The organism is Sediminicoccus rosea (assembly GCF_033547095.1).
GTDB lineage: Bacteria > Pseudomonadota > Alphaproteobacteria > Acetobacterales > Acetobacteraceae > Roseococcus > Roseococcus rosea.
On the sequence record NZ_CP137852.1, the window covers coordinates 3,585,465 to 3,612,161 of the forward strand.

General features: G+C 71.1%; 23 protein-coding genes. 14 read left to right on the forward strand and 9 right to left on the reverse strand.

Annotated elements, in window-relative coordinates:
* Nucleotides 1–72: 72 nt before the first annotated feature.
* Nucleotides 73–1,047, reverse strand: coding sequence for a Bug family tripartite tricarboxylate transporter substrate binding protein (locus R9Z33_RS17275; RefSeq protein WP_318647812.1), 975 nt, complete (start codon nucleotides 1,045–1,047; stop codon nucleotides 73–75).
* 164 nt (nucleotides 1,048–1,211) lie between these two features.
* On the opposite strand from R9Z33_RS17275, the gene R9Z33_RS17280 reads away from it, so the two are divergent.
* The gene (locus R9Z33_RS17280) at nucleotides 1,212–2,120 is read left to right on the forward strand and encodes an aldo/keto reductase (protein ID WP_318647813.1); all 909 of its coding nucleotides are present in this window, start codon (nucleotides 1,212–1,214) and stop codon (nucleotides 2,118–2,120) included.
* Between the two features lie 38 nt (nucleotides 2,121–2,158).
* On the opposite strand, the gene R9Z33_RS17285 is transcribed toward R9Z33_RS17280, so the two are convergent.
* The 4 genes from R9Z33_RS17285 to R9Z33_RS17300 form a co-directional block, all read right to left on the reverse strand.
* Nucleotides 2,159–2,635 carry a hypothetical protein gene (locus R9Z33_RS17285; RefSeq protein ID WP_318647814.1) on the reverse strand — a complete coding sequence of 159 codons (477 nt, stop codon included), beginning with the start codon at nucleotides 2,633–2,635 and terminating at the stop codon, nucleotides 2,159–2,161.
* Nucleotides 2,628–3,377 (reverse strand): hypothetical protein, encoded by a 750-nt coding sequence (locus R9Z33_RS17290; protein ID WP_318647815.1) that lies wholly within the window; start codon nucleotides 3,375–3,377, stop codon nucleotides 2,628–2,630. Before R9Z33_RS17290 ends, R9Z33_RS17285 begins: the two co-directional genes overlap by 8 nt.
* Nucleotides 3,378–3,448: 71 nt before the next feature.
* On the reverse strand, nucleotides 3,449–4,225 hold the full coding sequence (locus R9Z33_RS17295) for an Npun_F0296 family exosortase-dependent surface protein (RefSeq protein ID WP_318647816.1): 777 nt from the start codon (nucleotides 4,223–4,225) through the stop codon (nucleotides 3,449–3,451).
* Nucleotides 4,226–4,314: 89 nt separating this feature from the next.
* Nucleotides 4,315–4,830 carry a hypothetical protein gene (locus R9Z33_RS17300; protein ID WP_318647817.1) on the reverse strand — a complete coding sequence of 172 codons (516 nt, stop codon included), beginning with the start codon at nucleotides 4,828–4,830 and terminating at the stop codon, nucleotides 4,315–4,317.
* 320 nt (nucleotides 4,831–5,150) lie between these two features.
* Here R9Z33_RS17300 and R9Z33_RS17305 point away from each other — a divergent pair, with 320 nt between their 5' ends.
* From R9Z33_RS17305 to R9Z33_RS17315, 3 genes are read left to right on the forward strand one after another with little or no spacing between them, the layout of a single operon-like run.
* A complete protein-coding gene (locus tag R9Z33_RS17305) occupies nucleotides 5,151–5,282 on the forward strand; it encodes a hypothetical protein (RefSeq protein ID WP_318647818.1) in 132 nt (43 codons plus the stop codon).
* A gap of 29 nt (nucleotides 5,283–5,311) precedes the next feature.
* On the forward strand, nucleotides 5,312–6,343 hold the full coding sequence (locus R9Z33_RS17310; RefSeq protein ID WP_318647819.1) for an LLM class flavin-dependent oxidoreductase: 1,032 nt from the start codon (nucleotides 5,312–5,314) through the stop codon (nucleotides 6,341–6,343).
* Nucleotides 6,344–6,382: 39 nt separating this feature from the next.
* Nucleotides 6,383–7,354, forward strand: coding sequence for a Bug family tripartite tricarboxylate transporter substrate binding protein (locus R9Z33_RS17315; protein ID WP_318647820.1), 972 nt, complete (start codon nucleotides 6,383–6,385; stop codon nucleotides 7,352–7,354).
* Nucleotides 7,355–7,366: 12 nt separating this feature from the next.
* Here R9Z33_RS17315 and R9Z33_RS17320 read toward each other — a convergent pair whose 3' ends face one another.
* A complete protein-coding gene (locus R9Z33_RS17320) occupies nucleotides 7,367–8,872 on the reverse strand; it encodes a DHA2 family efflux MFS transporter permease subunit (protein ID WP_318647821.1) in 1,506 nt (501 codons plus the stop codon).
* An 81-nt stretch (nucleotides 8,873–8,953) separates the two neighbouring features.
* On the opposite strand from R9Z33_RS17320, the gene R9Z33_RS17325 reads away from it, so the two are divergent.
* The 4 genes from R9Z33_RS17325 (at nucleotide 8,954) to R9Z33_RS17340 (ending at nucleotide 14,840) form a co-directional block, all read left to right on the forward strand.
* The gene (locus tag R9Z33_RS17325; RefSeq protein WP_318647822.1) at nucleotides 8,954–9,433 is read left to right on the forward strand and encodes a MarR family winged helix-turn-helix transcriptional regulator; all 480 of its coding nucleotides are present in this window, start codon (nucleotides 8,954–8,956) and stop codon (nucleotides 9,431–9,433) included.
* On the forward strand, nucleotides 9,430–10,512 hold the full coding sequence (locus R9Z33_RS17330) for an HlyD family secretion protein (RefSeq protein ID WP_318647823.1): 1,083 nt from the start codon (nucleotides 9,430–9,432) through the stop codon (nucleotides 10,510–10,512). Before R9Z33_RS17325 ends, R9Z33_RS17330 begins: the two co-directional genes overlap by 4 nt.
* Nucleotides 10,513–10,883: 371 nt before the next feature.
* A complete protein-coding gene (locus tag R9Z33_RS17335; protein WP_318647824.1) occupies nucleotides 10,884–13,964 on the forward strand; it encodes a tetratricopeptide repeat protein in 3,081 nt (1,026 codons plus the stop codon).
* Nucleotides 13,965–14,126: 162 nt separating this feature from the next.
* On the forward strand, nucleotides 14,127–14,840 hold the full coding sequence (locus R9Z33_RS17340) for a response regulator transcription factor (RefSeq protein WP_318647825.1): 714 nt from the start codon (nucleotides 14,127–14,129) through the stop codon (nucleotides 14,838–14,840).
* Nucleotides 14,841–14,847: 7 nt separating this feature from the next.
* Here the strand turns inward: R9Z33_RS17340 and R9Z33_RS17345 are convergent, their stop codons facing one another.
* On the reverse strand, nucleotides 14,848–16,032 hold the full coding sequence (locus R9Z33_RS17345; RefSeq protein ID WP_318647826.1) for a glycosyl hydrolase family 8: 1,185 nt from the start codon (nucleotides 16,030–16,032) through the stop codon (nucleotides 14,848–14,850).
* A 295-nt stretch (nucleotides 16,033–16,327) separates the two neighbouring features.
* Between R9Z33_RS17345 and R9Z33_RS17350 the strand changes: the two genes are divergently transcribed.
* The 6 genes from R9Z33_RS17350 (at nucleotide 16,328) to R9Z33_RS17375 (ending at nucleotide 23,942) form a co-directional block, all read left to right on the forward strand.
* Nucleotides 16,328–18,850 (forward strand): PAS domain-containing sensor histidine kinase, encoded by a 2,523-nt coding sequence (locus tag R9Z33_RS17350; protein ID WP_318647827.1) that lies wholly within the window; start codon nucleotides 16,328–16,330, stop codon nucleotides 18,848–18,850.
* Between the two features lie 187 nt (nucleotides 18,851–19,037).
* Nucleotides 19,038–20,147, forward strand: a complete 1,110-nt coding sequence (locus R9Z33_RS17355; RefSeq protein ID WP_318647828.1) for an ABC transporter ATP-binding protein — start codon at nucleotides 19,038–19,040, stop codon at nucleotides 20,145–20,147.
* A complete protein-coding gene (locus R9Z33_RS17360; protein WP_318647829.1) occupies nucleotides 20,140–21,027 on the forward strand; it encodes a carbohydrate ABC transporter permease in 888 nt (295 codons plus the stop codon). Before R9Z33_RS17355 ends, R9Z33_RS17360 begins: the two co-directional genes overlap by 8 nt.
* Nucleotides 21,020–21,835, forward strand: coding sequence for a carbohydrate ABC transporter permease (locus R9Z33_RS17365; RefSeq protein WP_318647830.1), 816 nt, complete (start codon nucleotides 21,020–21,022; stop codon nucleotides 21,833–21,835). The genes R9Z33_RS17360 and R9Z33_RS17365 overlap by 8 nt, the downstream gene beginning before the upstream one ends.
* Nucleotides 21,836–21,839: 4 nt before the next feature.
* Nucleotides 21,840–23,111 carry an ABC transporter substrate-binding protein gene (locus R9Z33_RS17370; RefSeq protein ID WP_318647831.1) on the forward strand — a complete coding sequence of 424 codons (1,272 nt, stop codon included), beginning with the start codon at nucleotides 21,840–21,842 and terminating at the stop codon, nucleotides 23,109–23,111.
* 3 nt (nucleotides 23,112–23,114) lie between these two features.
* On the forward strand, nucleotides 23,115–23,942 hold the full coding sequence (locus R9Z33_RS17375; protein WP_318647832.1) for a metallophosphoesterase family protein: 828 nt from the start codon (nucleotides 23,115–23,117) through the stop codon (nucleotides 23,940–23,942).
* Nucleotides 23,943–24,035: 93 nt separating this feature from the next.
* Here R9Z33_RS17375 and R9Z33_RS17380 read toward each other — a convergent pair whose 3' ends face one another.
* Together R9Z33_RS17380 and R9Z33_RS17385 are read right to left on the reverse strand one after the other, a co-directional pair.
* The gene (locus R9Z33_RS17380; RefSeq protein ID WP_318647833.1) at nucleotides 24,036–25,139 is read right to left on the reverse strand and encodes an ArsO family NAD(P)H-dependent flavin-containing monooxygenase; all 1,104 of its coding nucleotides are present in this window, start codon (nucleotides 25,137–25,139) and stop codon (nucleotides 24,036–24,038) included.
* A gap of 174 nt (nucleotides 25,140–25,313) precedes the next feature.
* Entirely contained in the window at nucleotides 25,314–26,645 is a 1,332-nt protein-coding gene (locus tag R9Z33_RS17385; protein WP_318647834.1) for an NAD(P)-binding domain-containing protein, read from the reverse strand.
* Nucleotides 26,646–26,697: the final 52 nt, after the last annotated feature.

The window sequence follows — 26,697 nt, forward strand, 5'->3', positions numbered from 1 at the left end:
AGCCGGAGAGCAGGCCGCCCCCCGGCAGCAATCGCCGGATGCGCTGAGGCCGCCTTCCCCTGGCTCAGCGCCTTACGCGGGGCGCAGGCCCGCCAGTTCGGCCGCCCGCCGCGCCTTGGTCAGTTCCTGCCGCAGGAAGGCGGCGAAGCCGTCGGGCGAACGTTGGCTTTCGCTCGACGGAATGGCCCCCACCTCGGCGATGCGGGAGAGCACCGCGGCCTCACCCAGCGTCGCGGCCAGCGCCGCATGCAGGCGCGCCACCACCTCGGGCGAGGCCCCGCTCGGCGCCAGCAATCCGCCGTAGCTGCCGGCGGTGAAGCCGGGCAGTCCGGCCTCGATGAAGGTGCCCACACTCGGCAGCAGCGGCGAGCGCTGCTCCGTCGCGATCGCGATGATCGGCGCCTGGTTGTCCCGGTGCAGCGGATAGGCGGAGGGCAGTTCCACCAGCGCCGCCTCCACCGCCCCGTTGATCAGGTCCGGGATCATGGCGCTGCCACCGCGATAGGGCACATGCGAGGCGCGAACGCCCGCATTCGCCATGAGCAGTTCCAGCGCCAGATGGGCGGCGCTGCCATTGCCCGGCGTCGCCACCGTCACCTGACCCGGCCGCGCGCGCATCAGGGCGAGCAGCTCTGGAAGGCTCCGCGCGGCCAGGCGCGGCGTCACCTGGCACACCATCGGGAGGATGCCGACCAGGCCGATCGGCCGGAAATCGCGCTCCACGTCATAGGGCAGCCGGGCCTGCAGCACCGGGTTCGCCGTCAGCGGGCCGCCCGCGCCGAACAGCAGCGTGTGTCCATCCGGCGTGGCGCGCGCGACAAGCTCGGCGCCCACGCTGCCGCCCGCGCCGGCACGGTTCTCGATCACCATGGTCACGCCGAGCCGCTCGGCCATGCGTGCGGTCAGGATGCGCGCGAGGATGTCCGTGTTGCCGCCGGCCGCGAAGGGCACGATCACGCGGATCGGACGGTCCGGGTAGGCGGCGCGGGCCACGCGCGGGGCGGCGAGGCTGGGCGCTGCGATGAGCAGCAGGCGGCGTGACCACATGGGCAGGGCATCCTCCAACCCGGCATCTGCGGCCGGTTTGGATCGGAGCATGACGCAGCGCCCGCGCTTGCCGCAAGCACGGAGGTGGCCCAGCATCGCCGCAAACAGGCGGGGGATGCGCGGTGGAACAGCGGCGATTGGGGCGGACGGGGCTGTCTGTCTCGGTGCTCGGCTACGGGTGCGGGGCGATCGGCGGCCTGATGGTCAAGGGCACGGCGGCCGAGCAGGACCGCGCCATCGGCCGCGCGCTGGACCACGGCATCACCTATTTCGACACCGCCGCCGTCTATGGCGACGGCGCCTCCGAACGCAATCTCGGCCGCGCGCTGCGCGGGCTTTCGGCCCGGCCCGTCATCGGCACGAAGGTCCGCGTCTTCACCGCACAGCGGGGCGACATCGCGGGCCGCATCACCGCCTCGCTGGAGGAGAGCCTTGCCCGGCTGGGCACGGACAGCGTGGATATCTTCCAGCTGCACAACCCGATCACGCTGGCCGGGCAGGAGCCTGCCCTCACGCCGGAGCAGATCCTGAACGAGGCGGTGCCGGCCCTGGAGCGCGCCCGTGCGGCGGGGAAGTTCCGCTTCTTCGGGATCACGGGCCTCGGGGATGCCGCAGCGCTGCGGCATGTCCTCGATGTGGGCGGCTTTGCCACCGCGCAGATCCCCTACAACCTGCTGAACCCGAGCGGCATCGCCCCCGCGCGCCCCGATGCGCCGGATCTCGGCGGCATCATCCGCCACGCGGCGGCGCGGGATGTCGGCGTCATGGCCATCCGCATCCTGGCCGGCGGCGCGCTGAGCGGGACGGCGGCGCGCAGCCCGCTGGGCGTGGCCAAAGTGGAGCCGATCGCCTCCGGCGCGAGCTACGCCGCGGATGTGGCGGCGGCGCAGCGATTCCGACCGCTGATCGCGGCGGGCCACGCGGCGGACCTGGTGGAGCTGGCGCTGCGCTTCGTGATCGGCGCGCCGGAGATCGCGACCAACATCATCGGCACCTCCAGCCTGGAAGAGCTGGACCATGCCGTGGCAGCGGTGGCGAAGGGCGCGCTGCCGGCAGCGCTGTTCCAGGGCTGACTGCACCAGCACGGGCTGGACGGCGCCGCAGCCGACGCTCAGCTGACGAGCCGCTCCAGCTCCTGCCAGAGCTGCGGCGGACACGCCCCCGCGCTCGCCCCTGCCAAGCCGAACAGGGGCGGGGGCGCGCCGAGGCCCAGGGCGTGGCGCAGGTGGCGGCCGAGCCGGCGCCAGCGCCCCTCCCCGCTCGGCAGGGTGCCGAACGCGGTTGCATTCAGGAAGCGCGCACGCTCGCCCCAGGCCTCGCGCAGCACGTCGAGGTAGTGCGGCCCTGGCGGCAAAAGGGCCAGCTGGAGGTGGCAGGCGCCGCGCCGGAAGCCCTGCGCGGTGAAGGAGCCATCGGCCAGCAAAGCCGCCTCACCCAGGGGCTGCCAGCCCGCCAGGGACAGATTGCGGGCCAGGCTGCCCGCGGCCGCGGCCTGCGGGCCCAGCGCCTGGGTCAGCGCACGGTCGAGCTTCAGGGCGAGGCCCAGCGCCAGCACGGCCGCCATGAGCCAGGGGAACGACCTAGGCATCGGCGCAGGCTTGCAGGACGGCCACGCAGAGCAGGCCGAACAGATTGGTGCCGAGTACGCCATGCCCCCAGCCATAGGCGGAGGGCGACCAGGCCAGCAGCATCAGCCGCAGCAGGTTGAGCGCGAGCAGGGCGAGGCCCAGCACCAGGATAGCCCGAGTGAGCGGCAGGCCCGGACTCGCCGAGCGGCGCATCACAACCAGCGCGAGCAAGGCCGGCGGTAGGACATGCGCGATGGAACAGCCCGCGAGCACGGCGATGCCGTGGCCATCAGGCATCCGCAGCACCGGCCCCGCCAGGGTCAGCCCTGGCTCGACCAGGGAGAGCAGGGCATGGGCGGCCAAGGCCTCCAGATGGGTCAGCGCGGCCAGCGCCTCCTCGCCAAGCACGCGGCCCAGCTGGATGGTGCCCAGCCCGGCCATGCCGAACGCCCCCCATCGCGCCGCACCCGCGCTGCGCCAAGCGGCCACGAGGCCCGCAAACATCAGCGCCACGGCGGCAGCCAGCGTGGAGGGCAGAAGCAGCAGGCCGGCGGACAGCGTCGCGGCCCAGGCGGGCAGGCGCAGCGCCCCTGCCCGTGCGCCGCGCCAAAGCGCCTCCAGCGACACCCAGAGGGCGAGGAGATCCAGCGGGCCGAGACCATTGAGGGCAAGCCATGCGGCCGGCCCGGCCTCGCGCAGGGCCAGGACCATGGGACCGAGCTGCAGGCTCAGCCAGGCCACCAGCAGCAGCGTGAAGGTCATGCCGGCCTCTCGCCCGAGGCCGGGCCGGGCGTTTCGCAACCAGCGAGGCAATGAGCGAGAGGTGGCCAACATCAGCCGGCGGCCTTGCGGCGCCGGCGGCGCAAGAGGCCGAGCAGGCCGAGCAGCAGCGGGGAGCCTGCCACCGGCGCGGCATTCACCGGAACGGTGACGGTCTGCGGCCCGGGCTGTGGGCCGAGCTTCGCCAAATCCGTCGGCGTGATGGCCTGGGTGCGCGTCGAGAAGGCGATCATGTTGAATTCGAAGGCGGGCGAGCTGCTGGCGAAGACCACGCGGTTGAACCCCGTGTCACCATTGAAGTTGAAGTTGGCGAAATAGGTGCCCTTCGCCGCCTGGCTGCCATTCGGGTTGCTGGTCACGTCCCGTCCGGTGACCTGCTCGACGAGACGGTCATTGTTGTAGAAGGACAGCGTGTTGTAGCTGTCCACCGAGCCCCACATGATGCCGAAATACTGCTGGTTCTGGCCGTAGCTGATGGTGATGTCGCCCCGGGGCTGCGTGGAGAAGTAGTTGCGGGTCTCGAGCCCGGTGGGGGTCCAGGGCGCCGCGGTGGTGCCCGCCACATTGCCCATGTAGATGCCCGAGGTGCCGGAATAGGTGATGACGCCGGCGCTGGCGTCGCTGCCGAAGCGCACCGTCTCCTGGCTCACCAGCCCGGGCCGCTCGCCGGCGCCGAGGTCGAGCAGGTTCACCGTCGCCGACTGCGCGACACTGGTGAGGCTCGTGGACATGATGACATCGTCATTGGCCACCGCCTGCTGGGTCAGGCCCCATTGCCAGGCCAGGGCGCAGGGCGCGAGCGCGATCCCCCAGCGGTATTTGCGTTGCATCCGACAGGCCTTTCGCCAAGCAAGGCCCCCTTCATCGAGGGCTCAGGCCCCGGGCAGCGCAAGGCGCGTGCCATCGCAGGCTGCGAATCTCAGCGCAGGCTCCGCAGGCTCCGCTCAGCCTGGCGGCGCAGGGCGACGAGGATGGGCTGCACCACCGCCCCCTGAGTGAAGGCGCTGCCCCATTCGCTGCCGTCCACGCCGAGGACGAGGAGGTTCGGCCGCAACTGCGCGAGGCAGGCCGGGGGCTGGGAGACGGGACCGCCCGCGGCCGCCGGCTGGCAGGCCGGCAGGCCCTGTAGCAATTGCCAGGCTTGGTCGGTCGCCACGATGGCGCGGTTCAACTCGTCCAGCTCGTAGCCGGCGGTCGGCGCGCCGAGCCGCATGACGCGGATCTGCGCGCCGATCTCGATGCGCAGGCTGCGCAGATCGGGCCGCGTCAGGCCCGCGTCCAGCGTCTCGATCAGGCGGGCGACCCACAGGCGCAGCTCCGCCGGGCTGGCTTCGGCGCTGGCAAAGGGCAGACCCGCCGGAAGCGCGAAGCCAAGGCACAACACAAAGGCGCGGATGGTCCTGGCGATCATCGGCAGCTCCGACATCTGGCGCATTCAGCCGGAGGCATGACGCAGGCCACGGGCATGCCGGCCCCGATGCTTTCCGAGACGTTGAGGGCAACGCTCCGAAGAGGATGCGGCGGCCGGTGTTTCCAGGCAAGGGAAGGCCGCGGGCGGGACAGCCGGGGGTCGCGAGCTGGCCGCCAGGCAGATGCAATGCCCCCCGGCCATGGCCACCGGTTCGGGTTGCGGCGCGCACGCATCACGCCACTCATCCGCAAGCCGCATTGACAGGCCGAGCATGCACGCTTCACGCTGCCCGCAACAACAAGGCTTCAGCCGATCGCGTTGAACGGCCGAGGGAGGAGAAATCCATGGCGCGTTCCATCCGCATGGCGGGCCGCAGCGCCGCCATCCGGCGCGTAGCAACATGCCGTTGCGCAGGCGATGGCGGCATCGCCACGCGCCTGGCCATCACGGTGCGGACGGATGGGCTGGCACCATGACAGCCGCATCGCGACAATGGAACAGGCCCATGCAGTTCGGCATCTTCGACCAGAATGACCGCGGCCGCCTGCCGCTGGCAGACCAGTACGAGCATCGCCTCCGCCTGGCCGCGTTGTATGACGAGCTGGGCTTCGACCGCTACCACATGAGTGAACACCACGCGACGCCGCTCAGCACCGCGCCCTCGCCCAGTGTGTTCATCGCAGCACTGACCCAGCGCACGCGGAGACTGCGCCTCTGCCCACTCGTCTATCTGCTGCCGACCTACCATCCGCTTCGCCTGGCGGAGGAGATGTGCATGCTCGACCATCTCAGCCGCGGCCGCTTCGAATTCGGTATTGGCCGCGGCGCCTCGCCGCATGAGCTGGCCGCGCTCGGAGTGGATGTGGCGGATGCCCGGGAGATGTACACCGAGGCGCTGGCGGTGATCCGCGGCTTCTTCGCCGCTGGGGATTCCTTCACGCACATGGGCCGATTCTGGCAGATCCATGACGTACCCAAGGAGATCGCGCCGCTGCAGCAGCCGCATCCGGCGATCTGGTACGCGCTGGCTTCCCCGGACTCCACCGTATGGCCCGCGCAGAACGGCGTGAACGTGCTCTGCGGCGGCCCGGTGGCGCGGGTGCGCGCGGTGACCGACCGCTACCGTGCCGAATGGCGCATCGCCCACCCGCAGGGCGGGACAGAGCCATTGATCGGCGTGAACCGCTACATCCTTGTAGCCGATACGGATGCCGAGGCGCTGGAGCTGGGCCGCGCCGCTTGGCCCACCTTCTACCGCCACTTCATGAAGCTCTGGCACAAGCACGGCACACAGCCGGTGAACGCCAAGCTCCCGCCGGATTTCGACACGCTGGTCGAGGCCGGCCAGGCCGTCGCCGGCTCGCCCTCCACGGTGCGCGAGGCGCTGCTGGGCCAGGTGCGGGCCGGCGGGCTCAACTACCTGATCGGCAACTTCACCTTTGGCGGCCTGGCGCCCGCGAATGTCGAGGCCTCGGTGCGGCTCTACGCGGCCGAGGTGATGCCGGCGCTGCGCGAGATCAGCGCCGTTCCGGCCTGACGCAACAGCCCGGCGCAAGATCCGGGCGGGGAGGACATGATGAAGGCACGATCCTGGCTGGGGCTCCTGACGTTCCTGCTCGTGGCGACGCCGGCCCTGGCACAGCAGGCGTTGCAGCCCGGCGGCGGGACGGTGCGCCTCGTGCTGGCCGGCGCGCCCGGCAGCGCCGCCGATGCGGTGGCCCGCGTGCTGGCGGAACCGCTCGCGGAGATCCTGGGCCAGCCGGTCGTCGTCGAAAATGTCCCGGGCGGCGGCGGCGTCCTGGGCGCCACGCGCGTCATGCAGTCGCGCCGCGACGGGATGACCATACTCTCCGCAGTCTCGGGTTCGCTGATCGGGCCGATGCTCGACAGCAACCTGCCCTATGTCATCGGGCGGGACCTGCTGCCGGTGTCGCAGATAACGGCGGCGATGGCGGTCTTCGTCGTGCGCGCGGGCCTGCCCGTCAACACGCTGCAGGAGTTCGTCACTCGCGCGAAGAGCACGCGCGAGCCGCTGGCCTTCGGCAATTACGGCTACGGTTCCGCGAGCCATCTGCAGGGGATGCTGCTGGCCCGGCAGCTGGGGCTGGATGCGGAACCCGTCCCTTTCAGCGGCACCGCGCAATTCATCTCCGAATTGATCGCGGGGCGGCTGTGCTGCGGCTTCATTGATGCGGGGTCAGCGCGCGACTTCATCCGCAACGGGCAGCTCCGCCCGCTCGGCGTCACCGGGCCACGCCGTATCCGGGACCTGCCCGATGTGCCCACGCTCACGGAACTCGGCCTGACAAGCTTCGACCCGCAGATCTGGCAGGGCGTGTTTCTCCCGGCCGGCACGCCACCCGCCATCGTGGCCGCCATCGGCCGCGCGATGGGCGAGGCGGTCCGCCGCCCGGGTCCCACGAACCTCATCCGCGGCGTGGGCTATGAGCCGGTCGGCAGCAGCCCCGAGGAATTCGCGGCGATGATCGCACATGATGCGCCCATCTGGCGCCGCATCATCGAGGATACGGGCGTGCGCATCCGCTGAGCGGCGCACACCTCAGCGCCGCCGTCCGCGCACCAGCAGGACGAAGAGGATGGCGAGGCCGGAGACCGCCATGTACATCCCGAAGGCGTTGAGGTGGCCAATCATCGCCGCCTGACGGTCCACCTCGCGCGAGAGGCGGGCGAGGCCTTGCGCCGTCTCCGTCTCCCAGCCGCCCATCGTGCCGGGCCAGAGCAGCGCGCGGTTGTAGGGCGAGAGCATCTCCATCATGCGGCTGTAGTTCATCGTGCTGGAGCGCACGATCTCCGTCACGCTGAGCGAGATGAAAAGGCTTGAGCCGATGTTGCGCAGCAAATGGAAGACCGACATGCCCTCCGGCGTGTCACGGCTGTCGAGGTCGCCGAAGGTGAGGACCGTCAGCGGCACCCAGATGATGCCGACCGCGATGCCCTGCAGCACGGAATTGGCCAGCAGCAGGTTCACCCCGGCATTGAGGTCCAGGCTCATCAGCCACAGCCCCGAGACAACGAGCAGCCCGAAGCCGATACTCATGCCAATGCGCGGATCCCAGCGGCCGATCAGCAGCGTGAGGCCGAAGCCGATGACACCGCCCAGGCCGCGATAGCCGACGATCATCCCGATGATGCTGTCCGGGTAGCCCGCATGCTGCTGCAGGAGCGTGGGCAGCAGCACGATCGGCGTGAAGTTCACCATCCCGTAGATGAAGACGAGGATGAGCCCGAGCGCGTAATTGCGGTGCCGCAGCAGCCGCAGGTTCAGGAAGGGCCGCTCCGTCGTCAGGCAATGCACGACGAAGGCATAGAAAGCGAGGACCGCGATGCAGGCCTCCAGGATGATTTCGGTGGACTCGAACCAGTCGAGCCGCTGCCCGCGCGAGAGCACGAGCTGCACGCAGGCGATGGCGGTCGCCAGCAGCAGGAAGCCCAGCCAGTCCATGGGCTGGCGCGGCTCGGCCCGGTCCGGCGGCAGGGCGAAATGCAGCGCCACGGCGGCCAGCGCGCCGGCGGGGACGATCATGTAGAAGGCCCAGCGCCAATTATAGGTCTCGGCCAGCACGCCGCCGAGGACGGGGCCGATGACCGGGCCCAGCACCACCGTCATGCCGTAGATGGAGCTCACCAGCCCCGCCTGGTGGCGGGGGAAGCTGTCCAGCACGATGGCGTTGGAGAGCGGCACGACAGGCGCGCCGATGCCGCCCTGCACGATGCGCCAGAGAATGATGGCCTCCAGCGATTCGGCCTGGCCGCAGAGCCAGGTGGCAATGGTGAATCCGGTGACGCAGACGATCATCACGCGCCTGCGGCCAAATCGCGCAACCAGGAAGCCCGTGGTCGGCGTCACGATGGCCGTGGCCAGGATGTTGAAGGTGGTCGTCCAGGCGATCTCGTCCGGTGTCGCGGCGAAGCTGCCCTGCATCTGCGGCAGGAGGGACGAGGCGACCAGCAGCGTCGTCGCGTAGAGCGTCGAGCCCAGCACCACCGCCGCCAGGATCGCGATCCGGCGCGGGACGGAGAGGTCCTCGCTGCTCACACCGGACACGCCGCCCCTTCCCTTTAAAGAACTTGACGATGGTTGTCCGGACGATAATAACCACAACAACAATCCAAGGCGAGGCTGTTGATGCCGCCCGACCAGGTCGCCCGGCAGGATGACCGCCGCCACATCGGCTACCTCATCACCGATGTGGCGCGCATGATGCGTGCCGCCTTCGACCGCCGCGCCCGGCAGATCGGCCTGACGCGCCCGCAATGGCAGGTCCTGAGCCGGCTGCACCGCTATCCCGGCATCACCCAGACCGAATTGGCCGAGATGCTGGAGATGGAGCGCGCGACCGCCGGACGCATGCTGGACCGGCTGGAGCGGCGCGGTTGGCTGGTCCGCAGCGCCGACCCGGCCGACCGCCGGGTGAACCGCCTGCACCTGACCGCCGAGGCCGATGGCATCCAGGCCGAGATGGGCCGCATCGCCACCGAATTCCTGGACGAGGCAATGAGCGGCCTGGCCGAGGAGGAGCGCACCATCCTCACCGCCATGATGGAGCGCGTGAAGCTGCAGCTCCAGACGATGGGCCCGCGCGGGGCGCGGGAGGATGCCGCATGAGCGCACCGGGACGATCCCGCCTCAGGACGCTCCTGCTGCTGGTGGTGCCCGCGTTGGCGGTGCTGGGCGGGCTGTTCATCTGGCAGCAGGGCGGCCGCTACATCACCAGCGAGAACGCCTATGTCCGCGCCGACATCGTTCAGATCGCCCCCGAGGTGACGGGCCGCGTTGTCGAGGTGCTGGTGCGCGACCATGCCCGGGTGGACGCCGGCGCGGTGCTGCTGCGGATTGATCCCGAGCCCTTCCGCCTCGCCGTCGCCCGGGCCGAGGCCGAGCTGGACGCAGCACGCACGCTGGTCGAAGTGGCGCGCGCCACCTATCGCGAGACGCAGAGCGAGCTTGGCGAATTGCAGGCCCGCGCCGACCACCTGCTGCGCCAGGCGCGGCGCCAGCAGGAATTGGCGGCGCGCGGCGTCTCGCCCGCAACGCGGCTGGAGGAGACGCAGAACGAGGCGGATGTGGCGCGCGAGCGGATCAACGTCGTGCGCCAGCGCCTGGTGCGGCTGCTGACCACGCTGAAGGGCGATCCCGAGCTGCCGGTGGATGACCATCCCAATGTGCGGGAACGGCTGGTGGAACGCGACCGCGCGGCGCTCGACCTGGCACGGACGCAGATCAAGGCGCCGGTCTCCGGCACGGTGGTGAACATGCGGGTGCAGCGGGGCGAACAACTGCGCGCCGCAGTGCCTCTCTTCGCCCTGGTATCCGACCGAAGACCCTGGGTGGATGCGAATCTGAAGGAGACCACCCTGGCGCATGTCAGCATCGGCCAGCGGGTGGAGGTGGTGCTGGACCTCTATCCAGGCCTGGTCTGGCAGGGCGAGGTGGAGAGCATCAGCCCGGCGACCGGCGCGGAATTCGCCATCCTGCCGCCGCAAAATGCCTCGGGGAACTGGGTGAAGGTGGTGCAGCGCCTGCCGGTCCGCATCCGCCTGCTGCCGCGGCCGGATGAGCCGCCGCTACGCGCGGGAATCACCGCGACGGTCTCCATCGATACCGGGCGGCAGCGCGAGCTGGCCGACCTCACGGGTTATCTGCGCGGCCTGATTCCGGGCAGCGCGGCGCAGGGCATGCGATAGCCGAAGGGCAGCCACGGCCGCTCCGTGGATGCCCGAGGGCGGAACGGCGAGGGCCAGGATCCGCCGAGTGACGCGATCCAGGGCGGGGTTGCCTGGCAGCTCAGGCAAACTTTACAAAACATCCGATAGGCAGCCATGGCATCCGCTCCCGATCGGTCGGCTTCACAACATGGCGTCAGAGGAACAGGTCATGGCAGGCGCTGATTTCGGCGCGATCCCGTCCGTCAGCCGCAGGACCGCCACCCGCAGGGCCAAGGCGCGTGGCAGGACGCGAACCGGCAGCGCGCCCCAAGGGGCGGTGATCGAGACCGAGCACGACGCGCTGATGCGGCGACTGCATGCAGCCTGACGGTCAAGCCCGGGATGAAGCCGTGACCCGTCCCTCGAAGGATGCGAAGGCCATCGCGTCCTGGCGGAGCGGCGTGGTGGCGCGTGCCAGCGGGCTTTGGAAATCGCGACGGCAGGATGCGGCACTGGCTGAACTCGCGGCGGCGCTGTCCCTGTCGCCCGGGGACGTCATGCTGACGCTGAAGCAGGCCAGCTTCCTGCGCCTGCTGGGCCGCGCGCCAGAGGCGGTCGTCATCCTGGCCGCGCTGCGCGAAGCGCATCCGGGTGACCTCGCGGTCGCGCTGGAACTCGCGCGGGCGCATCGCGACGCCCAGAATCCCGCCGCCAGCCTCGCCATGCTGGACGCGATCCTCAAGGCCGATCCCGCCCACCGCGCGGCGCTGACCGCCAAGATTGATCTTCTCTGGGCGACGCAGCGCCGCGCAGAGGCGCTGGCGGCGACCGAAGCCGCACTCGCCCTGCTGCCCAGCGACCTCGCGCTGACGCAGAAGCAGGGCGGCTTCCTGCGGCTGCTGGGCCGCGCGCCGGAGGCGGTCGGGGTCCTGGCCGCGGTGCGCGAGGCCCATCCGGATGATCTCGCACTGGCGCTCGAACTCGCACGGGCGCACCGCGACGCTGGCGACCCCGCCGCCAGCCTTGCCGTCCTGGATGCGATCCTGGCGGCCGATCCCAGGCATCGTGCGGCGCTGAATGCCAAGATCGATCTTCTCTGGGCCAGCCAGCGCCGCACGGAAGCGCTGGCGGTGACCGAGGCCGCACTCGCCCTGATGCCAGGCGACCCCACGCTGACGCAGAAGCAAGGCGGCTTCCTGCGGCTGCTGCGCCGCGCGCCGGAGGCTGTCACGGTCCTGGCTGCGCTGCGCGAGGCTCAGCCGGCTGACCTCGCGGTGGCACTGGAACTCGCACGGGCGCTTCGCGACGCCGAGAATCCCGCCGCCAGTCTCGCGATGCTGGACAGCATCCTCGCGACCGATCCCAGGCATCGCGGGGCGCTGACCACCAAGATCGATCTTCTCTGGGCCAGCGAGCGCCGCGCGGAAGCGCTGGCGGTGACCGAAGCCGCGCTCACCCTGCTGCCAGGCGACCTCACATTGACCCACAAGCAGGGCGGCTTCCTGCGCCTGCTGGGCCGCGCGCAGGAGGCGGTCGGGGTCCTGGCCGCGCTGCGCCAGGCCCATCCGGCCGACCTCGCGGTGGCGCTGGAACTTGCGCGGGCCCATCGAGACGCTGGTGACCATGCGGCGCATCTCGCCATGCTGGAGGCGATCCTCGCGGCCGATCCCACCCACCGCGCGGCGCTGAACGCCAGGGCCGACATGGCGATCGACCGGGAAGACATCCCCGCGCTGATCCGCCTGTGCCGGCAGGCTTTCGCCCTGGCCAGCCAACCCGACGGTGCCGCAGGTGCCGAGCCATTGGCGCGCATGCTCCCTCACCTCGACCTCTCGTCCTGGAATGACGAGATGTGGAGCTGGATCGACGCCGTCTCCCGCAACGCGGCGGGCGTGGGCGCGGACGCGCTCTGGAAGCTCTACGGCGTGGCCGATCTGCAGGGGCTCGAGTTGCACTGCCGTCGCCTGCTCGCGGCGATCCTGGACAAGCCGGTGCTGCCCGAGGGCCTTGCCCTCCAGTTCATCCATCGCGCCTATCATGCGGGCGACCATCGCTGGCCAGCCTTGGCGTCGCTGCTCCGCGCCCGCGTGCCGGGGCCCGCCGTGCCGAGGTTCGACCTGGAGCTCGACGCGATGCAGCACGGGGCGGCGGGTGCGCTGCGCCAGCGCCGGCGCGTGGCGAACCGCCAGCCGCCGGAGATTCTGCTGATCTTCCAGCTGCTGCAGGAAGCCGGGCGCCGGGAGGCGGCACTGCGCTATCTTGCGCTCGCGCGCCGGTTCCACCCGGATCACGCCCAGCTTCGGCGGCGCCACCTGCTCGGCCTCGTCCAGAGCGGCGAGGCCGAGCGCGTGCGCGCGGAGATCGCGCAGATCCTGCAAGGGCCGCAACCGCCCTCGCAACCGGACCGCCAGGCCGCCATCGCCGCGCTGGAGGAACTCGGCGAGGCGCAGGAAGCGCTGCGGCTGATTGACGCGACGGAGGATCCAAAGGCACGCAAGCAGCTGGGCTCGATGCGGTTCCGGCTGCTGCTGCGCTTCGGCCGCCTCGACGAGGCACAGGCCATGCTGGTGGAGCGTGCCAGCCTGGGCACGGCCAAGCGCGACATGCATTTTGGCCCGACGCTGGACGGATTGTGGATGACCGAGCTGGGCCTCAGCAGCACTGCCGAGGCCGCCTCCGATGATGCGGGAAGGCTGCTGCGGAACGGGCAGTTCATCGGGCCAAGCCTCAAGGCGCTCGATGCCCATCTTGCCCGCCTGCCGCCGCGCGGCCAGGACAGTGCCGCAGGGCCAAGCCACATCCCGCGCAGCGTCGTCCAGTACTGGAACATCGGCAAGCCGCCAGAAGCCCTGGAGGCCATCATGCGAAGCTGGCAGGCGGCGGAAGGCTTTGCCTACCAGCTCTTCGATCGGCGCGCCGCGACGCGATTCCTGGCCGATGAGCTCGGGCCGGACTGGGCCGCTGCGTTCCGCATGGCGCGCCATCCCGCGGAGGAGAGCGATTTCTTCCGGCTCAGCTTCCTGGCCGTCAGGGGTGGGATCTATGCCGACTGCGATGACCTGCTGGTCGGCTCGCTCGACAGGCTCACGGCGGGAGCCTCGGGGCTTGTCGTCTTTCGCGAGCCCATGGGGGCGATCGCCAACAACCTCATCCTGGCCGAGCCACGGCATCACGTCCTGGCCTATGCCGCCGTCGCGGCGAAGCAGGCCCTGCAACGGCGGGACAATGACAGCATCTGGGCCAAGACCGGGCCTGGACTGCTGACGCGCGCCATCGCCCAGGCCTGCGAAGAGGCCGCGCGGCGCGGCGCCGATCCCGGCGTGACCATCCTGCCGCGGCACCATGCCGCGCGGCATGTGCAGTTCCACATCCCGCTGCCCTACAAGAAGACACGCGCCTACTGGAACGCGACGAATGTCGGCGGGCTGATGGCAGGCCTGGGCGGTCTCGTCGGGGTGGAGGCGGCAGCGGCCGGCAATGCCGCCGCGTAAGGTCCGCGGCGCGCCCTGTTTTGCATTTTTGCATGTGGCGGCGCGCGGAGCTTGAGCGCCCCGGAAGACCTTTCAACCAGCGGATTGGTGCAACCCTGCATCGATGGTAAGGGAAGAAGAACGCGTTCATCCCTTCGCCCTCCGGATCCTGGCTGCCGGCCCATGCAGACTGCGCCCACGACCCCGCTCGACCCGAACCAGGCGCAGATCCTGCTCATCGAGGATGATGCGATCCTCAGTGGCGAGCTGGTGGACATCTTCGAGGATCACGGCATCCACGCGCGCGCGATCGGCGACTGGCCGGCGGCGCTCAAGCTGCTCGAGGTGCACCAGCCCGACCTGATCCTGCTCGACCAGCGGCTGGGCGCGGTGGACACGCTCATGATGCTGCCGGCCCTCCGGAACCTGACGGCCGCGCCCATTCTCTTCCTGACCGGCAACCGCAACGAGGCCGACCGGGTGATCGGCCTGGAGCTCGGCGCCGACGACTTTCTGCTGAAGCCCATCGCGGGACGCGAGCTCGTCGCGCGCGTCAGGGCGCATCTGCGGCGCGCCATGCGCCGGCCGGCCCATGTCACCGGCGAATGGCGCATGCTGGAGACGGAGCGCCGCCTGCTGCGGCCGGATGGTACGCCGGTACCGCTGACGGCGGCGGAATTCACCCTGCTGGCGATCATGGCGGCCCAGCCCGGCGTGCCGATCGATCGCGACACGCTCACCCAGCAGGTGCTCCGCCGCCCCTTCCGGGCGGAGGACCGCGCGCTGGACAACCTCGTGCACCAGATCCGGCGCAAGCTTGGCCGCCGCGGCGCCGGCGAAGTGATTTCGGCCGTCCGCAACCAGGGCTACGCCTTCAGCGGCTTTCCCGAGGCCTGATCCCCCCTCACAGCGACGCCATCCGGCGCTGCGCCGAAGCGGCGGCCACCGGCCCTTCCTGGCGGGCGATGCGCGCCAGCATGACCAGAGCCGCGCCGTAATAGTCGGTGGCGCGGCTGACGGTGGGGATGGCGACGCGCTGGTTGAAGCCGGTCCGCGCCTCGTAGCTGACCATGGCGACGGCCGAGACGCCGGCATGCCCGGCATAGGGGGCCAGCGCGCCCGTGCGCAGATCGGTCCAGGCGGGCAGGCGGCCGGGCGTCGCATGGGTCCAGAAGTTCAGGGCGGCGCCCAGCGCCGGGGCCTCGCCCTCACCGGCCCAGGCCTGGAAGAGCGGCACGCGGATCGCGTCCCAGGAGAAGCGCGGCGCCCATTCGGCGGCCGGGGTCACGGTGCCGCTGCGGCGGTTCAGCTCCACCCAGTCGGCCGGCAATTCCCAGCGGCCGAAGCGGGCCACCGTCATCAGCCATTGGCCGTCCGCCTCCAGCTTCGCCCAGGCCGGGCTCGGCACCAGGCGCGCCAGAGCCCGCAGGCCGGGCGTGTTGTAGTAGGATGGGTTGAGGACGACGTGCTCAAGCTTCTCGAAGCCATAGGGGCCGGGCAGCAGCACCGTGCGGCCGGCGACCTCGCGCACGGTGAGGCGCAGGATGTCACGCGCGATGGCCTCCGCCTGGCTGCGCCAGGCGGGAACCGACCAGCGCTCGGCAGCGCGCTGCAGGGCCCAGCCGATCACGATGTCGCCATCCGTCGCGCTGTTGCTGTCACGCGGCAGCAGCGGGCTCGGCGACCAGCGCCAGGCGAAGAGGGCATCGCGCGGGCGGGAGAGATGGCCGCGGGTCCAGGCCAGCAGGCGCTCGAAGGTGGCACGGTCATTGGCCCATTCGGCCATGAGCATGGCGTAGCCCTGGCCCTCGGAATGCGAGATGTCGTTGTTGGCGGTGTCCACCACCCGGCCCTCGGCGGTGATGAAGCGGGTGCGGAAGGCGTGCCACTCGGCCAGGTCGGCCTCGGTCGCGCTGCTCTGCGGCGGGGCGGGGAGCATCGGGCCCAGCACATGGCTGCTGGCCGGCGCCAGCGCCAGGCCCGGCATCGCGGCGGCGGCGGCCATGCCCAGCATGCCGCGCAGGAAGGTGAGACGGCGAAGCGGTGCCGAAGCCTGGCTGGTGGTCTCAACTTCACTGTTCCGGGACATCGTGACGCTCCTGCTACCGGCGTGGAGCGCGTTGGTTCCGATGCGCTCCGGGCATCCCGGAAACTGAAGCAGGGCTGGGCGAAATACCCGTCTGGATGGTTCGGCTTTGGTTGGCAACAGATCCGGGATTTCGGCGAATTTCGCGGTTTGTCCGGCGAAAGTCGGAACTTGTCGGGCAACGTGACCTGGGGCTTCCCAAACGCGCATATAGGCCGAATGTTGGAGGGATGACGCGGTGCCCCCTCAACGCCGATCGCCCCCCCCACGGGGCCGCCCCGGGCGGTCTCGTCCCGCGATGACCCGCCTGGCCGCCGCCCCCTCGGTGCCGCTGGCACGGGCACGGCCCTGGAACAGCAGGCGCGAATGGATCTGGCTCAGCCTGTTCGCCCTGCTTCTGCTGGTCATCGGCTTCAGCGCGGCCGTCCTGATCCACACGCGCATCAGCGTGATCGACGCGGGCTTCAGCGCGATGGCGGCCGACCACCTGTTGGGCAACGCGCTGTACGCCGCGGTCCAGCTGCACACGCTGGCGGTCCAGCTGGATGATCCGGCGGCGCAGGCCGCCATGGACCAGGCCCTGGCCGCCCTGTCAGCGCTGTCCGACCCGGAGCGCCCCGCGGCGCTGCCGGACTATCCGCCGGGCGGGCCGGAGGTGGAGGCCCTGCGCGCGCTGATCCCGCAGGTGCTGGAGGATGTCCGGCAGCTGCGCGCCGCCCCCGGGGCGGCCACCCTCCTGCCGCAGCGCATCGGCAGGCTGGAGGGCGACATCCTGGTGCTGGTCGCGCGCAGTTCGGAGGCGGTTGCGCGCTACGGCACGCGGCTGGCCGAGACCGCCTTCATCCCCTACCTGATCCGCGCCCTGCTGGGCACGACCCTCGTCCTGCTGATGACCTACGTCGCGCTGGTCCTGATCAGCCGGACAAGGCTGCGCAAGGCCAACCAGGCGCTGGCCGGCTGGGCGGAGGACACGGCGGGCGTGCTGGCCGCGATGCCGGGCGTCCTCATCCGTTCCCGCCGCGGGCAGGACGGCATCTGGCGGCGGAGCTTCGTCGGTGCCGCCGTGACGGAGGTGACCGGCCACTCGGTCGAGGAGGCGCTGCGGGACGACTGGTGGTCCGCCAATGTGGACCCTGCCGTGGCGCAGCGCGATTGGGCCGTCGGCACAACGCCGCAGATGGAGCCTACCACGGAGCGGGAATTCGCCTTCCGCCACAAGCGCGGCCACTGGATCTGGATCCGCCATCGCTCCCGCACCTATGCGAGCGCGGATGGCCAGCTGGAGATGATCAGCGTCTGGAACGACGTGACCGAGCGGCGGGACCTGCGCTTGCAGCGCGAGACCCTGACGGCGGATCTGCAGCGCGTCATCGCCACCATGCCCGGCGTGCTGGTCCGCCTGCGCCGGGGCGAGGATGGCCGCTGGGCCCCGCACTTCATCTCGCCCAGCATCGAGGCGCTGACGGGTGACACGGTGGAGGAGGCGAAGCGACACGGCTGGTGGCAGGAGCGGGCGGACCCCGAGGACCGTGAGCGCCTGCGGAACATGCTGTGCCAAAGCGACCCGACCCTGCCGACCTCCACGGATTTCCGCTTCCGCCACAGCCAGGGCCACATGATCTGGGTGCATTGCTCCACCCGCGGCTACGTCGATGCGAGCGGCCAGGCCGAGCTGATCTGCGTCTGGAGCGACATCACGGCGGAGAAGCGCCTGCTGCTCGATCGCGAGGAGCTGGCGAACGATCTGCAGGCCGTGATCCAGGCCATCCCGGGCGTGCTGATGCGCATCCGCGAGGCCGAGGGGGGTTCCTGGCAGCGCGTCTATGTGGCGCCCGGGATCGAGGCCCTCACCGGCCACAGCGTAGCCGAGGCGCTGCGCCCCGAATGGCTGCACGAGAACCTGGACCCGGCGGAACCCGGCCTCATCGACGCGCAGATGGGCGGCCCCTTCCCCGACCTCCAGCACTCGGTCGAGTTCCGCTTCCGCCACAAGCAGGGCCACTGGATCTGGATCCGCCGCTTCACGCGCGGGAACCGCGGGCCAGATGGCCGGCGCGAGATCATCGCCATCTGGAACGACGTGACGCATGAGAAGCGGTTGACCGAGCAGCTCACGCAATCGGCCAAGCTCGCGCAGTTGGGCGAGGTGGCGACCGGCATGGCCCATGAGCTGAACCAGCCCCTCGCGGGCATCAGCCTCGCCGCCGAGAACGCGTTGTTCAGCCTGGACCGCCTGCCCGACCCACCGGAGCGCGCGCAGCAGAAGCTCGGCCTGATCGTGGACCTGACGAAACGCGCCTCCGACATCATCGACCACATGCGCATCTTCGGCCGGAACGATTCCGCCGCCCGCGCCGCGGTGCCCCTGCCCGAGGTCTTCGCCGGGGCCGGGAAGCTCATGGCCAGCCGGCTGCGCGCGGCCGAGGTGCGGCTCGACGTGACCCTGCCCGCGGAGCTGCCGCCGGTGCTCGGCAAGTCCGTCCCGCTCGAACAGGTCATCATGAACCTGATCGGCAATGCCTGTGACGCCTATGCCGGCCTGGCCGAGCCGGTGCCGCTCGCGCAGCGCGCCATCCGCATCACCGCCCATGCCGAGGCGGATTGGGTGATCATCGAGGTGCAGGACGCGGCCGGCGGTATCCCGGAGGACATCCTGCCGCGCATCTTCGAGCCCTTCTTCACCACCAAGCCGGTCGGCCAGGGCACCGGCCTGGGGCTTTCGATCAGCTATGGGATCATCAGCGACATGGGCGGGACGATCACCGCCAACAACCGGGATGGCGGATGCCTCACGCGCATCCTCCTGCCCGTGGCGCGCTGAGCGGCGTCAGCCGCCGACATCCTGCGCACGGCGGCAGCGAAGACCTGCCCGAGACGAGAGGGGCTTGCACGGCAAGCCGAAAGCGCCCGTGCGGAGCGCGCCGCTGACGTCGTCTTCAGAACGTCATCCCCGCGTCATCCGTCCGGCATGAAAGCCCGCTACGCCCCGCTGCCGAAAGGTAGGGACTGTGACGGGACTGGAACTGCGCGGAATCGGCAAGGCCTTCGGCCAGACAACCGTCCTGCACAAGGTGGACCTCGCGGTCCGGCCGGGTGAATTCCTGGCGTTGCTGGGCCCTTCGGGCTGCGGCAAATCCACGCTCATGCGCATCGTCGCGGGCATCGAGGCGCCTGATCACGGCCAGGTCCTGATTGGCGGCTCCGAACTGACGCAAGCCCATCCGGCCGCGCGCAACGTCGCCATGGTCTTCCAGAACTATGCGCTCTACCCGCATCTCACGGCAGCGCAGAACATCGCCGTGCCACTCGCCATGCGCCGGCTCTCCGCCTGGCAGCGCATGCCGCTCCTGGGCGGCCTGCTGCCGGGGGCGCGGGCGATCCGCCGCGCCATCGCGCAGGATGTGGCGCGCGTGGCGGAGCCGCTTGGCCTCGCGCATCTGCTCGCCCGCAAGCCCGCGCAGCTCTCCGGCGGGCAGCGGCAGCGCGTCGCACTCGCGCGGGCCGTGGTGCGCGATCCGAGCGTCTTCCTCCTGGACGAGCCTCTCTCCAATCTCGACGCCGCGCTGCGCAGCTCCACCCGGCGCGAGATCGTCGAGATTCATCGGCGCACCGGCGCGGCCACGCTCTACGTCACGCATGACCAGGCCGAGGCGCTGACCATGGCGGACCGCGTCGCGGTCATGCTGGCCGGGCGCATCCTGCAATGCGGCACCCCGCGCGAGGTCTACGAGCAGCCGGCCGATATCCGCGTGGCCCGCTTCCTGGGCGACCCCGCCATCAACCTGCTGCAGGCCGAGGCGGGCGAGGATGGCATGGTGCGCCTGGAAGGGCGCACCACCGGGCTGCGAACCCGCCAGCGCGGGCCGCTGACGCTCGGCCTCCGGCCCGAGGCGCTGCAGGTGGCGGCGCAGGGCTGGCCCGCCCGCGTGGAAGCGCGCGAATACCTGGGCGAGGCCCAGCTGCTGCACACCCGCATCGGCCCGCAGCCCATCATCCTGCGCGTGCCGCCAGGCCTCGCCGAGGCACCGCTCCTGCATCTGTGCTTCGACCCGCGCGAGGCGCTGCTCTTCGGCGCCGATGGCGCGCGCGTGCCGGCGCTGGAGGTCCAGCATGCGTGAGCCAGGCCGCCGCGGCGAGGCGCTGGCCGGATGGCTGCTGACCACGCCCGCCGCCCTCGCCTTCCTGCTGCTGGTGCTGGCGCCGACCCTCGCCGCCGTGGCCCTCGCTTTCTCCGATTATGAGCTGGGCCAATGGCCGCCCGCCTGGATCGGCCTCGAGAATTTCCGCGAGCTCTGGACCGATCGCGGCTTCCGCACCTCCTTCGTGAACACGCTGGTCTATGTCGGCCTGGTGGCACCCCTTTCGGTGCTGGGCGGCCTCGGCCTCGCGCTGCTGATCGAGGGGGCCGCGCGCGGCCGCACCCTCTTCCGCGCGGTGTTCTTCCTGCCGGTGGTGAGCCTGACGGTCGCCATGGCCGCCGCCTGGCAATACCTGTTGCACCCCACCATCGGCCCGGTGAACGCCGCGCTGCGCATGATCGGCGTCACGGGCCCTGCCTGGCTTTCCTCCTCCGACACGGTGCTGCTCTCGCTCGCCGCCATCGGCATCTGGGAGGGGGTGGGCTTCAATATGGTGCTGTTCATGGCCGGCCTCACCGCCATCCCGCGCGAGCTGCGCGAGGCGGCGTTGGTCGATGGCGCGCGCGGCGGCTGGGACCGTTTCCGCCTTGTCACCTGGCCGCTGCTGGGGCCGACCACGCTCTTCGTCGTCACCATCAGCCTGATCCGTGCCGTGCGCGTCTTCGACACGGTGGCGGTGCTGACGCGCGGCGGGCCGAACAAGGCCTCCGAGGTGCTGCTCTACACCATGTACACCGAGGGCTTCACCTTCCTCCGCCTCGGCTACTCCGCCGCGATCACGCTCGTTTTCCTGGCGATCGTCCTGGTGCTGATGCTGCTGCAGACGCGCGTGCTCGACCGGCGGGTGCATTATGGCTAGCGGTCTCAGGATCATGGCGCTGGCGGCGCTGGGGCTGCTCTTCATGGCGCCCTATGTCTGGATGCTCGCGGCCAGCCTGAAGGCGACGGATGAGCTGTTCCGCGCGCCCATGGCGCTCCTGCCGGAGAGCTGGGCGGCCATCACCAATTACGGACGCGTGCTGCGCGAGGTGCCGGTCGGCCTCTACCTCTGGAACGGCCTCGTGATGTGCGGCGGCATCCTGGTCTTCCAGCTCCTCTTCGCCATCCCGGCGGGCTATGCGCTGGCGAAACTTCGCTTCGCCGGGCGGGACTGGCTCTTCGGCGCCGTCATGTTTGGCCTTCTGGTGCCGGCCCATGTGCCGGCGCTGCCGCTCTACATGGCACTCTCGGCCGGCGGCTGGCTCAACACCTATGCCGCGCTGATCGTGCCCTCCACCATCAGCGTCTTCGCGATCTTCCTGTTCCGGCAGTTCTTCCGATCGCTGCCGCAGGACCTGATCAACGCCGCCCGCCTGGACGGCATGGGCGAGGCCGCGATCGTCTGGCGCGTGGCGCTTCCCAATGCCTGGCCGGCGGCCACCGCCTTCGCGATCTTCTCCGTCGTCGCGCATTGGAATGACCTGTTCTGGCCGCTGATCGTGACCACGGGGCATGAGCGGGCGACGCCGGCGCTCGGCGTCCTCTACTTCCGCACGGAGGAGGCCGGCGACGACTTCGGCGCCCTCATGGCCGCCTGCACGATCATGACCGCCCCCCTCGTTCTCGCCTTCCTCCTGGCGCAGCGGCGCTTCGTCGAGGGCATCTCCACCACCGGCCTCAAAGGATAGGACCATGCTGATCAAACGCCGTGCCCTCGCCGCCTCGGCGGCGCTCTTCGCGCCGCAACTGGCGCGCGCGCAGCAAAATGTGGAAATCACCGTGCACTACGCCCAGCCGGTGATCTTCAAGGAGAGCTATGACGCCATCGCCGGCGCCTTCGCCCGGCGCGAGCCCAACATCCGCATCAACTGGGTCACCACGCCCAATTACGAGGAGGGCATGCAGCTCATCCTCCGGCAGGCGGCGACCAACCTCACCGTGGATCTCAGCTACCAGGGCTTCAACCGGCTGCGCCTCTTCGCCGAACGCGGCATCGCGCAGGACCTGATGCCGCTGCTCCGGGCCGAGGGCGACCCGGCCGCCATGGGCTATTCGCCCAACATCCTCTCGCTCGCGCATTTCGGCGGCTTCCAGTCGGGCCTCGCCTATGCGGCCTCCAACCCCATCATGTATTTCAACGCCGATCTCGTGCGCCGCGCCGGCGGCAACCCGGATGCGATGCCGACCGACTGGCCCGGCATCTTCCAGCTCAGCCAGCGCATCCGCGCCCTGGGAGGCGGCACGGAGGGCATGTGGTACGCTTGGCCGGGCGATGACTGGATGTTCTCGGCCCTGCTCTTCGGCCATGGCGGGCGCATGCTCTCCGAGGATGAGCGCGACATCGCCTTCGCCGGCCCCGAGGGTCTGGGCGCGCTGCGCCTGCTGGACCGCATGGTGAAGGAGGGCGGCATGCCCAACCTCGCGCGCGATGCGGCGCAGCAGGCCTTCGCCGCCGGCCGCCTCGGCATGTTCTTCTGGACCACCGCCGCGCTGCGCGGAACCATGCAGCAGGTCGGCCGCAACTTCGAGCTGCGCACGACCGTGATGCCGGTGATCAATGCCGAGCGCGGCCGCCTGCCGACCGGCGGCGCCGCCGGCATGCTGATCGCGCGCGATGCGGCGAAGCGCGAGGCCGCCTGGAAGTTCCTGCGCTTCTCCACCAGCGCCGAGGGCACCACGCTGATGGTGCAGAACACCGGCTATGTGCCCACCAACCAGCTCGCCATTGACGAGCCGCGCTGGCTCGCGGAGTTCTACCGCCAGAACCCGCTCTTTCAGGCGGCGACGCGGCAGGCCAACATCATGATCCCGTGGTACGCCTTCCCAGGTGCGAATTCGGTGCGCGTGACGCAGACCATGGTGGACCAGCAGGCCCGCATCGTGGAGCAGCGCGCCACACCGGAGCAGGTGCTGGCCGAGATGGCGAGCGAGGTGCGCCGCCTGCTGCCGCGCCCGCGGGGCTGAGGCATGACGGTCCGCATCGCCCAGATCAGCGACGCCCATCTCGGCGCGTCGCGCGATCCCTTCGGGCCGAATTTCGACCTGGCCGCGCAGCACATCCGTGACGCGCGGCCGGACCTGCTGCTGGCCACCGGTGACCTCTCGCTCGATGGCGCCGACAGCGACGCCGACCTCGCCGCCGCCTGGGCGCGCCATGCCGCGATCGGCGTCGAATGGCGCGCGGTGCCCGGCAACCATGATGTCGGCGACGAGGCGGCGCTGGGCGGGCGGCAGCCCTGGAACGGCGCGCGGGCAGCGCGGTGGGCGACGGTGGCCGGGCCACGCTGCTGGCTGCATGACCTGCCGGGCTGGCGGTTGATCGGCCTCGACACCCAATCCCTCATCAGCGACGCGGGCCAGTGGGACTTCCTGGCCGGGGCGCTTGCGGATGCGGGAGGGCGCGCCATCGCGCTGGTCCAGCACAAGCCCCTCACGGAGCAGGGCCTCTCGGACGACGCAGTGAACTACTGGCCGGTGCTGCCCGCGCCGCGCGGGCGGCTGCTCGCGCTGCTCGGCGGGATGCGCCCTGCCCTCGTGCTCTCGGGCCATCTGCACATGTGGCGTGATCGCGTGGGCGACGGAATCCGACAGGTCTGGGCGCCCTCGACCGGCTTCGTCGTGGGTGATCGCTGGCAGGAGGCGCTCGGCGAGAAGCGGATCGGCTGGGTGGAGCACCATTTCCATGCCGATGGCACGCATGACTGCGTGCTGCGCGACATCCCGCTAGCGCGACCGCACGACCTGGGCGACATGCCCGAGGTCTATGGGCCGCTGGAGCCCGTCACGCAGGCTTGAAGGGCGCCCGGCCCGTTGGCCGGGTGGCACGACAACCGGACGCGCCGCGCTCCCTGCGCGAAGCCCCGCTGACGACACCGGCGCCCATGCAGCCTAAGGCGGCCCCGCGGCAGCTCCGGGCGGCTCGGCGTCGCGCGCCAGCGCCTCCGAGAGCGCCGCCACGGCACCCCGCGCGGCCCGGGTGATGCCGGCCAGCGTCGCGGAGGCGCTCCCCGTCCAGTCCCCGTAGCCAAGTAACCAGAGCCGCGGCTCGGCGGTCGCGCGCCCCTCGGGCCCGACCTGGGCGCGACCATCCGCCCCGGGAAGCCCGAGCGGCGCGAGATGGCCGAGCGCTGGGCGGAAGCCCGTGCACCAGATGATCGCCCCGGCTGCGACGCGACTGCCATCGGCCCAGACCGCGCCATCGGCCTCGAGGCTCGCGAAGGGCCGCAGGCTGTGGGACAGGACGCCGCGCGCGCGCGCCTCCCGCACCGGAGGCACCATGACGATGTCGCCCAGACCGCCGCGTGGCTCAGCTGGCGCGCGGCCCTCGCGTTCCGCCTGCCAACGCTCCGTCGCACGCTCGAACAACACCCGGCCGTCCACGTCGTCCGGCAGGAAGACCGGCTCGCGCTCCGTCACCCAGGTGGTGGGCGCGACCTTCGAGACCTCGGCGAGGATCTGCGCGCCCGAGTTGCCGCCGCCCACCACCAGCACCGCCTGGCCGGTGAAGTCCTCGGGCCGCCGGTAATGCGCGGAATGGACCTGCCGCCCCCGGTAGACCGCGCGCCCGGGCATGTCGGGGATCCAGGGACTGCCCCAGTTGCCTGTCGCGCTGAGCACGGCGCGGGAACGCCAGGACCGGCCATCCGCGCCCTCGACCAGAAGGTGACCCGCGCCGCGCCGCACCGCCCCCACGCGCACGGGGCGGAGCAGCGGCAGCGCGTAGCGCGCCTCATAGGCGGCGAGGTAGCGGACCACCGCGTCGCGCGGCGGGTAGCCTCCACCCTGTGGCACTGGCATCGGCCAACCCGGGAGCGAGCTCCATTCCGCCGGCGAGAACAGGGTGAGCGAATCCCAGGCGTGACGCCACGCGCCCCCCGGCGCCTCGCCATCATCGAGGATGAGGAAGGAGAGCGGCGTGCGGCGCAGGAAATAGCCCGCCGCGAGCCCCGCCTGCCCGCCGCCGATCACCACGACATCCAGCACGCCGCTCATGCCCGGGCCATCCGTGGAAGCCGGTGCCACGCGAGACGGAGCGCGATGCCCACAAGCCGGATCGGCACCGCCACCCCGGCGCGCGGCCCGAAGCCGGCCGCGCGGGCCAAGGGCGGGGCGAGGCCGAGTGCGGCGAAGGGCCCTATGCGCGGCGCGGTGCTCACCTGCACGGCCTCAGCCGCAGCAGCCGGTGCCCTGCGGCGCCGGCGCCTTTGCCGGGGCGCAGCATGCCGCCGCGGCATCGTCGGGCGCGCGGTCGGTCGCGCAGACGCCTGTCTCCGGCAGCGCCAGCTCGACCCGGCGCGCTGCCTCGACGTCGCCGGCCAGGAAGGCAGCGATCGAGCGCACCTGCTCATAGCCGGTCGCCAGCAGGAAGGTCGGCGCGCGGCCATAACTCTTCATACCGGCGATGTAGAAGCCCGCCTCCGGATGGCGCAGCTCCGCCTCTCCATGCGGGCGCACCGTGCCGCAGGAGTGCAGGTTGGGGTCGATCAGCGGCGCGAGCGCCGGGGGCGCCTCCACCGCGGGATCCAGGCCGAGCCGCACCTCGCGCAGGAAGGACAGGTCAGGTCGGAAGCCGGTGGCGACCACCATCCGGTCGGCCTGGACGGTCGTCATGCGGCCCTCCTGCCGTCCGGTGATCGCGAGGGCGCCCTCAGCCTCGGCCACGCGCTCGATCAGGAAGGGCGCGAGGGCGGTGACGGCACCAGCCTCGACCAGCGCCTGCGCGCGCGCGCCGAGCGCACCACGCTGGGCAAGGCCGTCCCTCGCGCCGCCGCCGAAATTCACCGCGCCAAGCGGCCGGCGGAAGGCCCACAGAATCCGCGTGCCCGGCGCCTCCCTCGCAAGCTTGGCCAGGTCGAGCACGGCGTTCATTGCCGAGTGGCCGGCGCCGACAACGAGCGTGATCCGGCCCGCATAGGTCTCACGTTCGGCGCCCAGCACGTCGGGGATGCCATGGGCGATGCGGGCCGCGTGCCGCAGCTCACCGGGCGCGGGCATACCATGGCTGCCCGCGGGGTTCGGGACATGCCAGGTGCCCGAGCAGTCGATCACCGCGCGCGCCTCGACCGCGCGCAGGCCGCAGCAGGTCTCGACATGCAGAACGAACGGCGCCGCCTCACGGCCGGGCCCGTCATACAGCCGCCCGAAGTCGCGGCGCGCGACGCCCACGACCTTCGAGCCGGTACGGATGCGGCCGCTGAGCGCCTGGGTCGCGGCCAGCGGCGCCAGGTAGTCCGCGACCAGCTCGGCGCCGGTCGGGTAATGCGCGGCGTCCGGCGCCGACCAGCCCTCGGCCTCGAGCAGCGCGCGCGCCGCGGCGTCGGTGTTGAAGGCCCAGGGCGAGAACATGCGCACATGACCCCAGGCGCGGACCGCCTCGCCGATATCGGACCCGGCCTCCAGCACCAGAGGTTCGAGGCCACGGGCGAGGAGCTGCGCGGCGGCGGCAAGACCGACGGGGCCGGCGCCGATCACGATGATGGGCAGGCTGGATGCGCTCATGTGGATGCTCCTTGATGCATCGAGGGGTGAGGTATCAGGATCTGAAAAGACA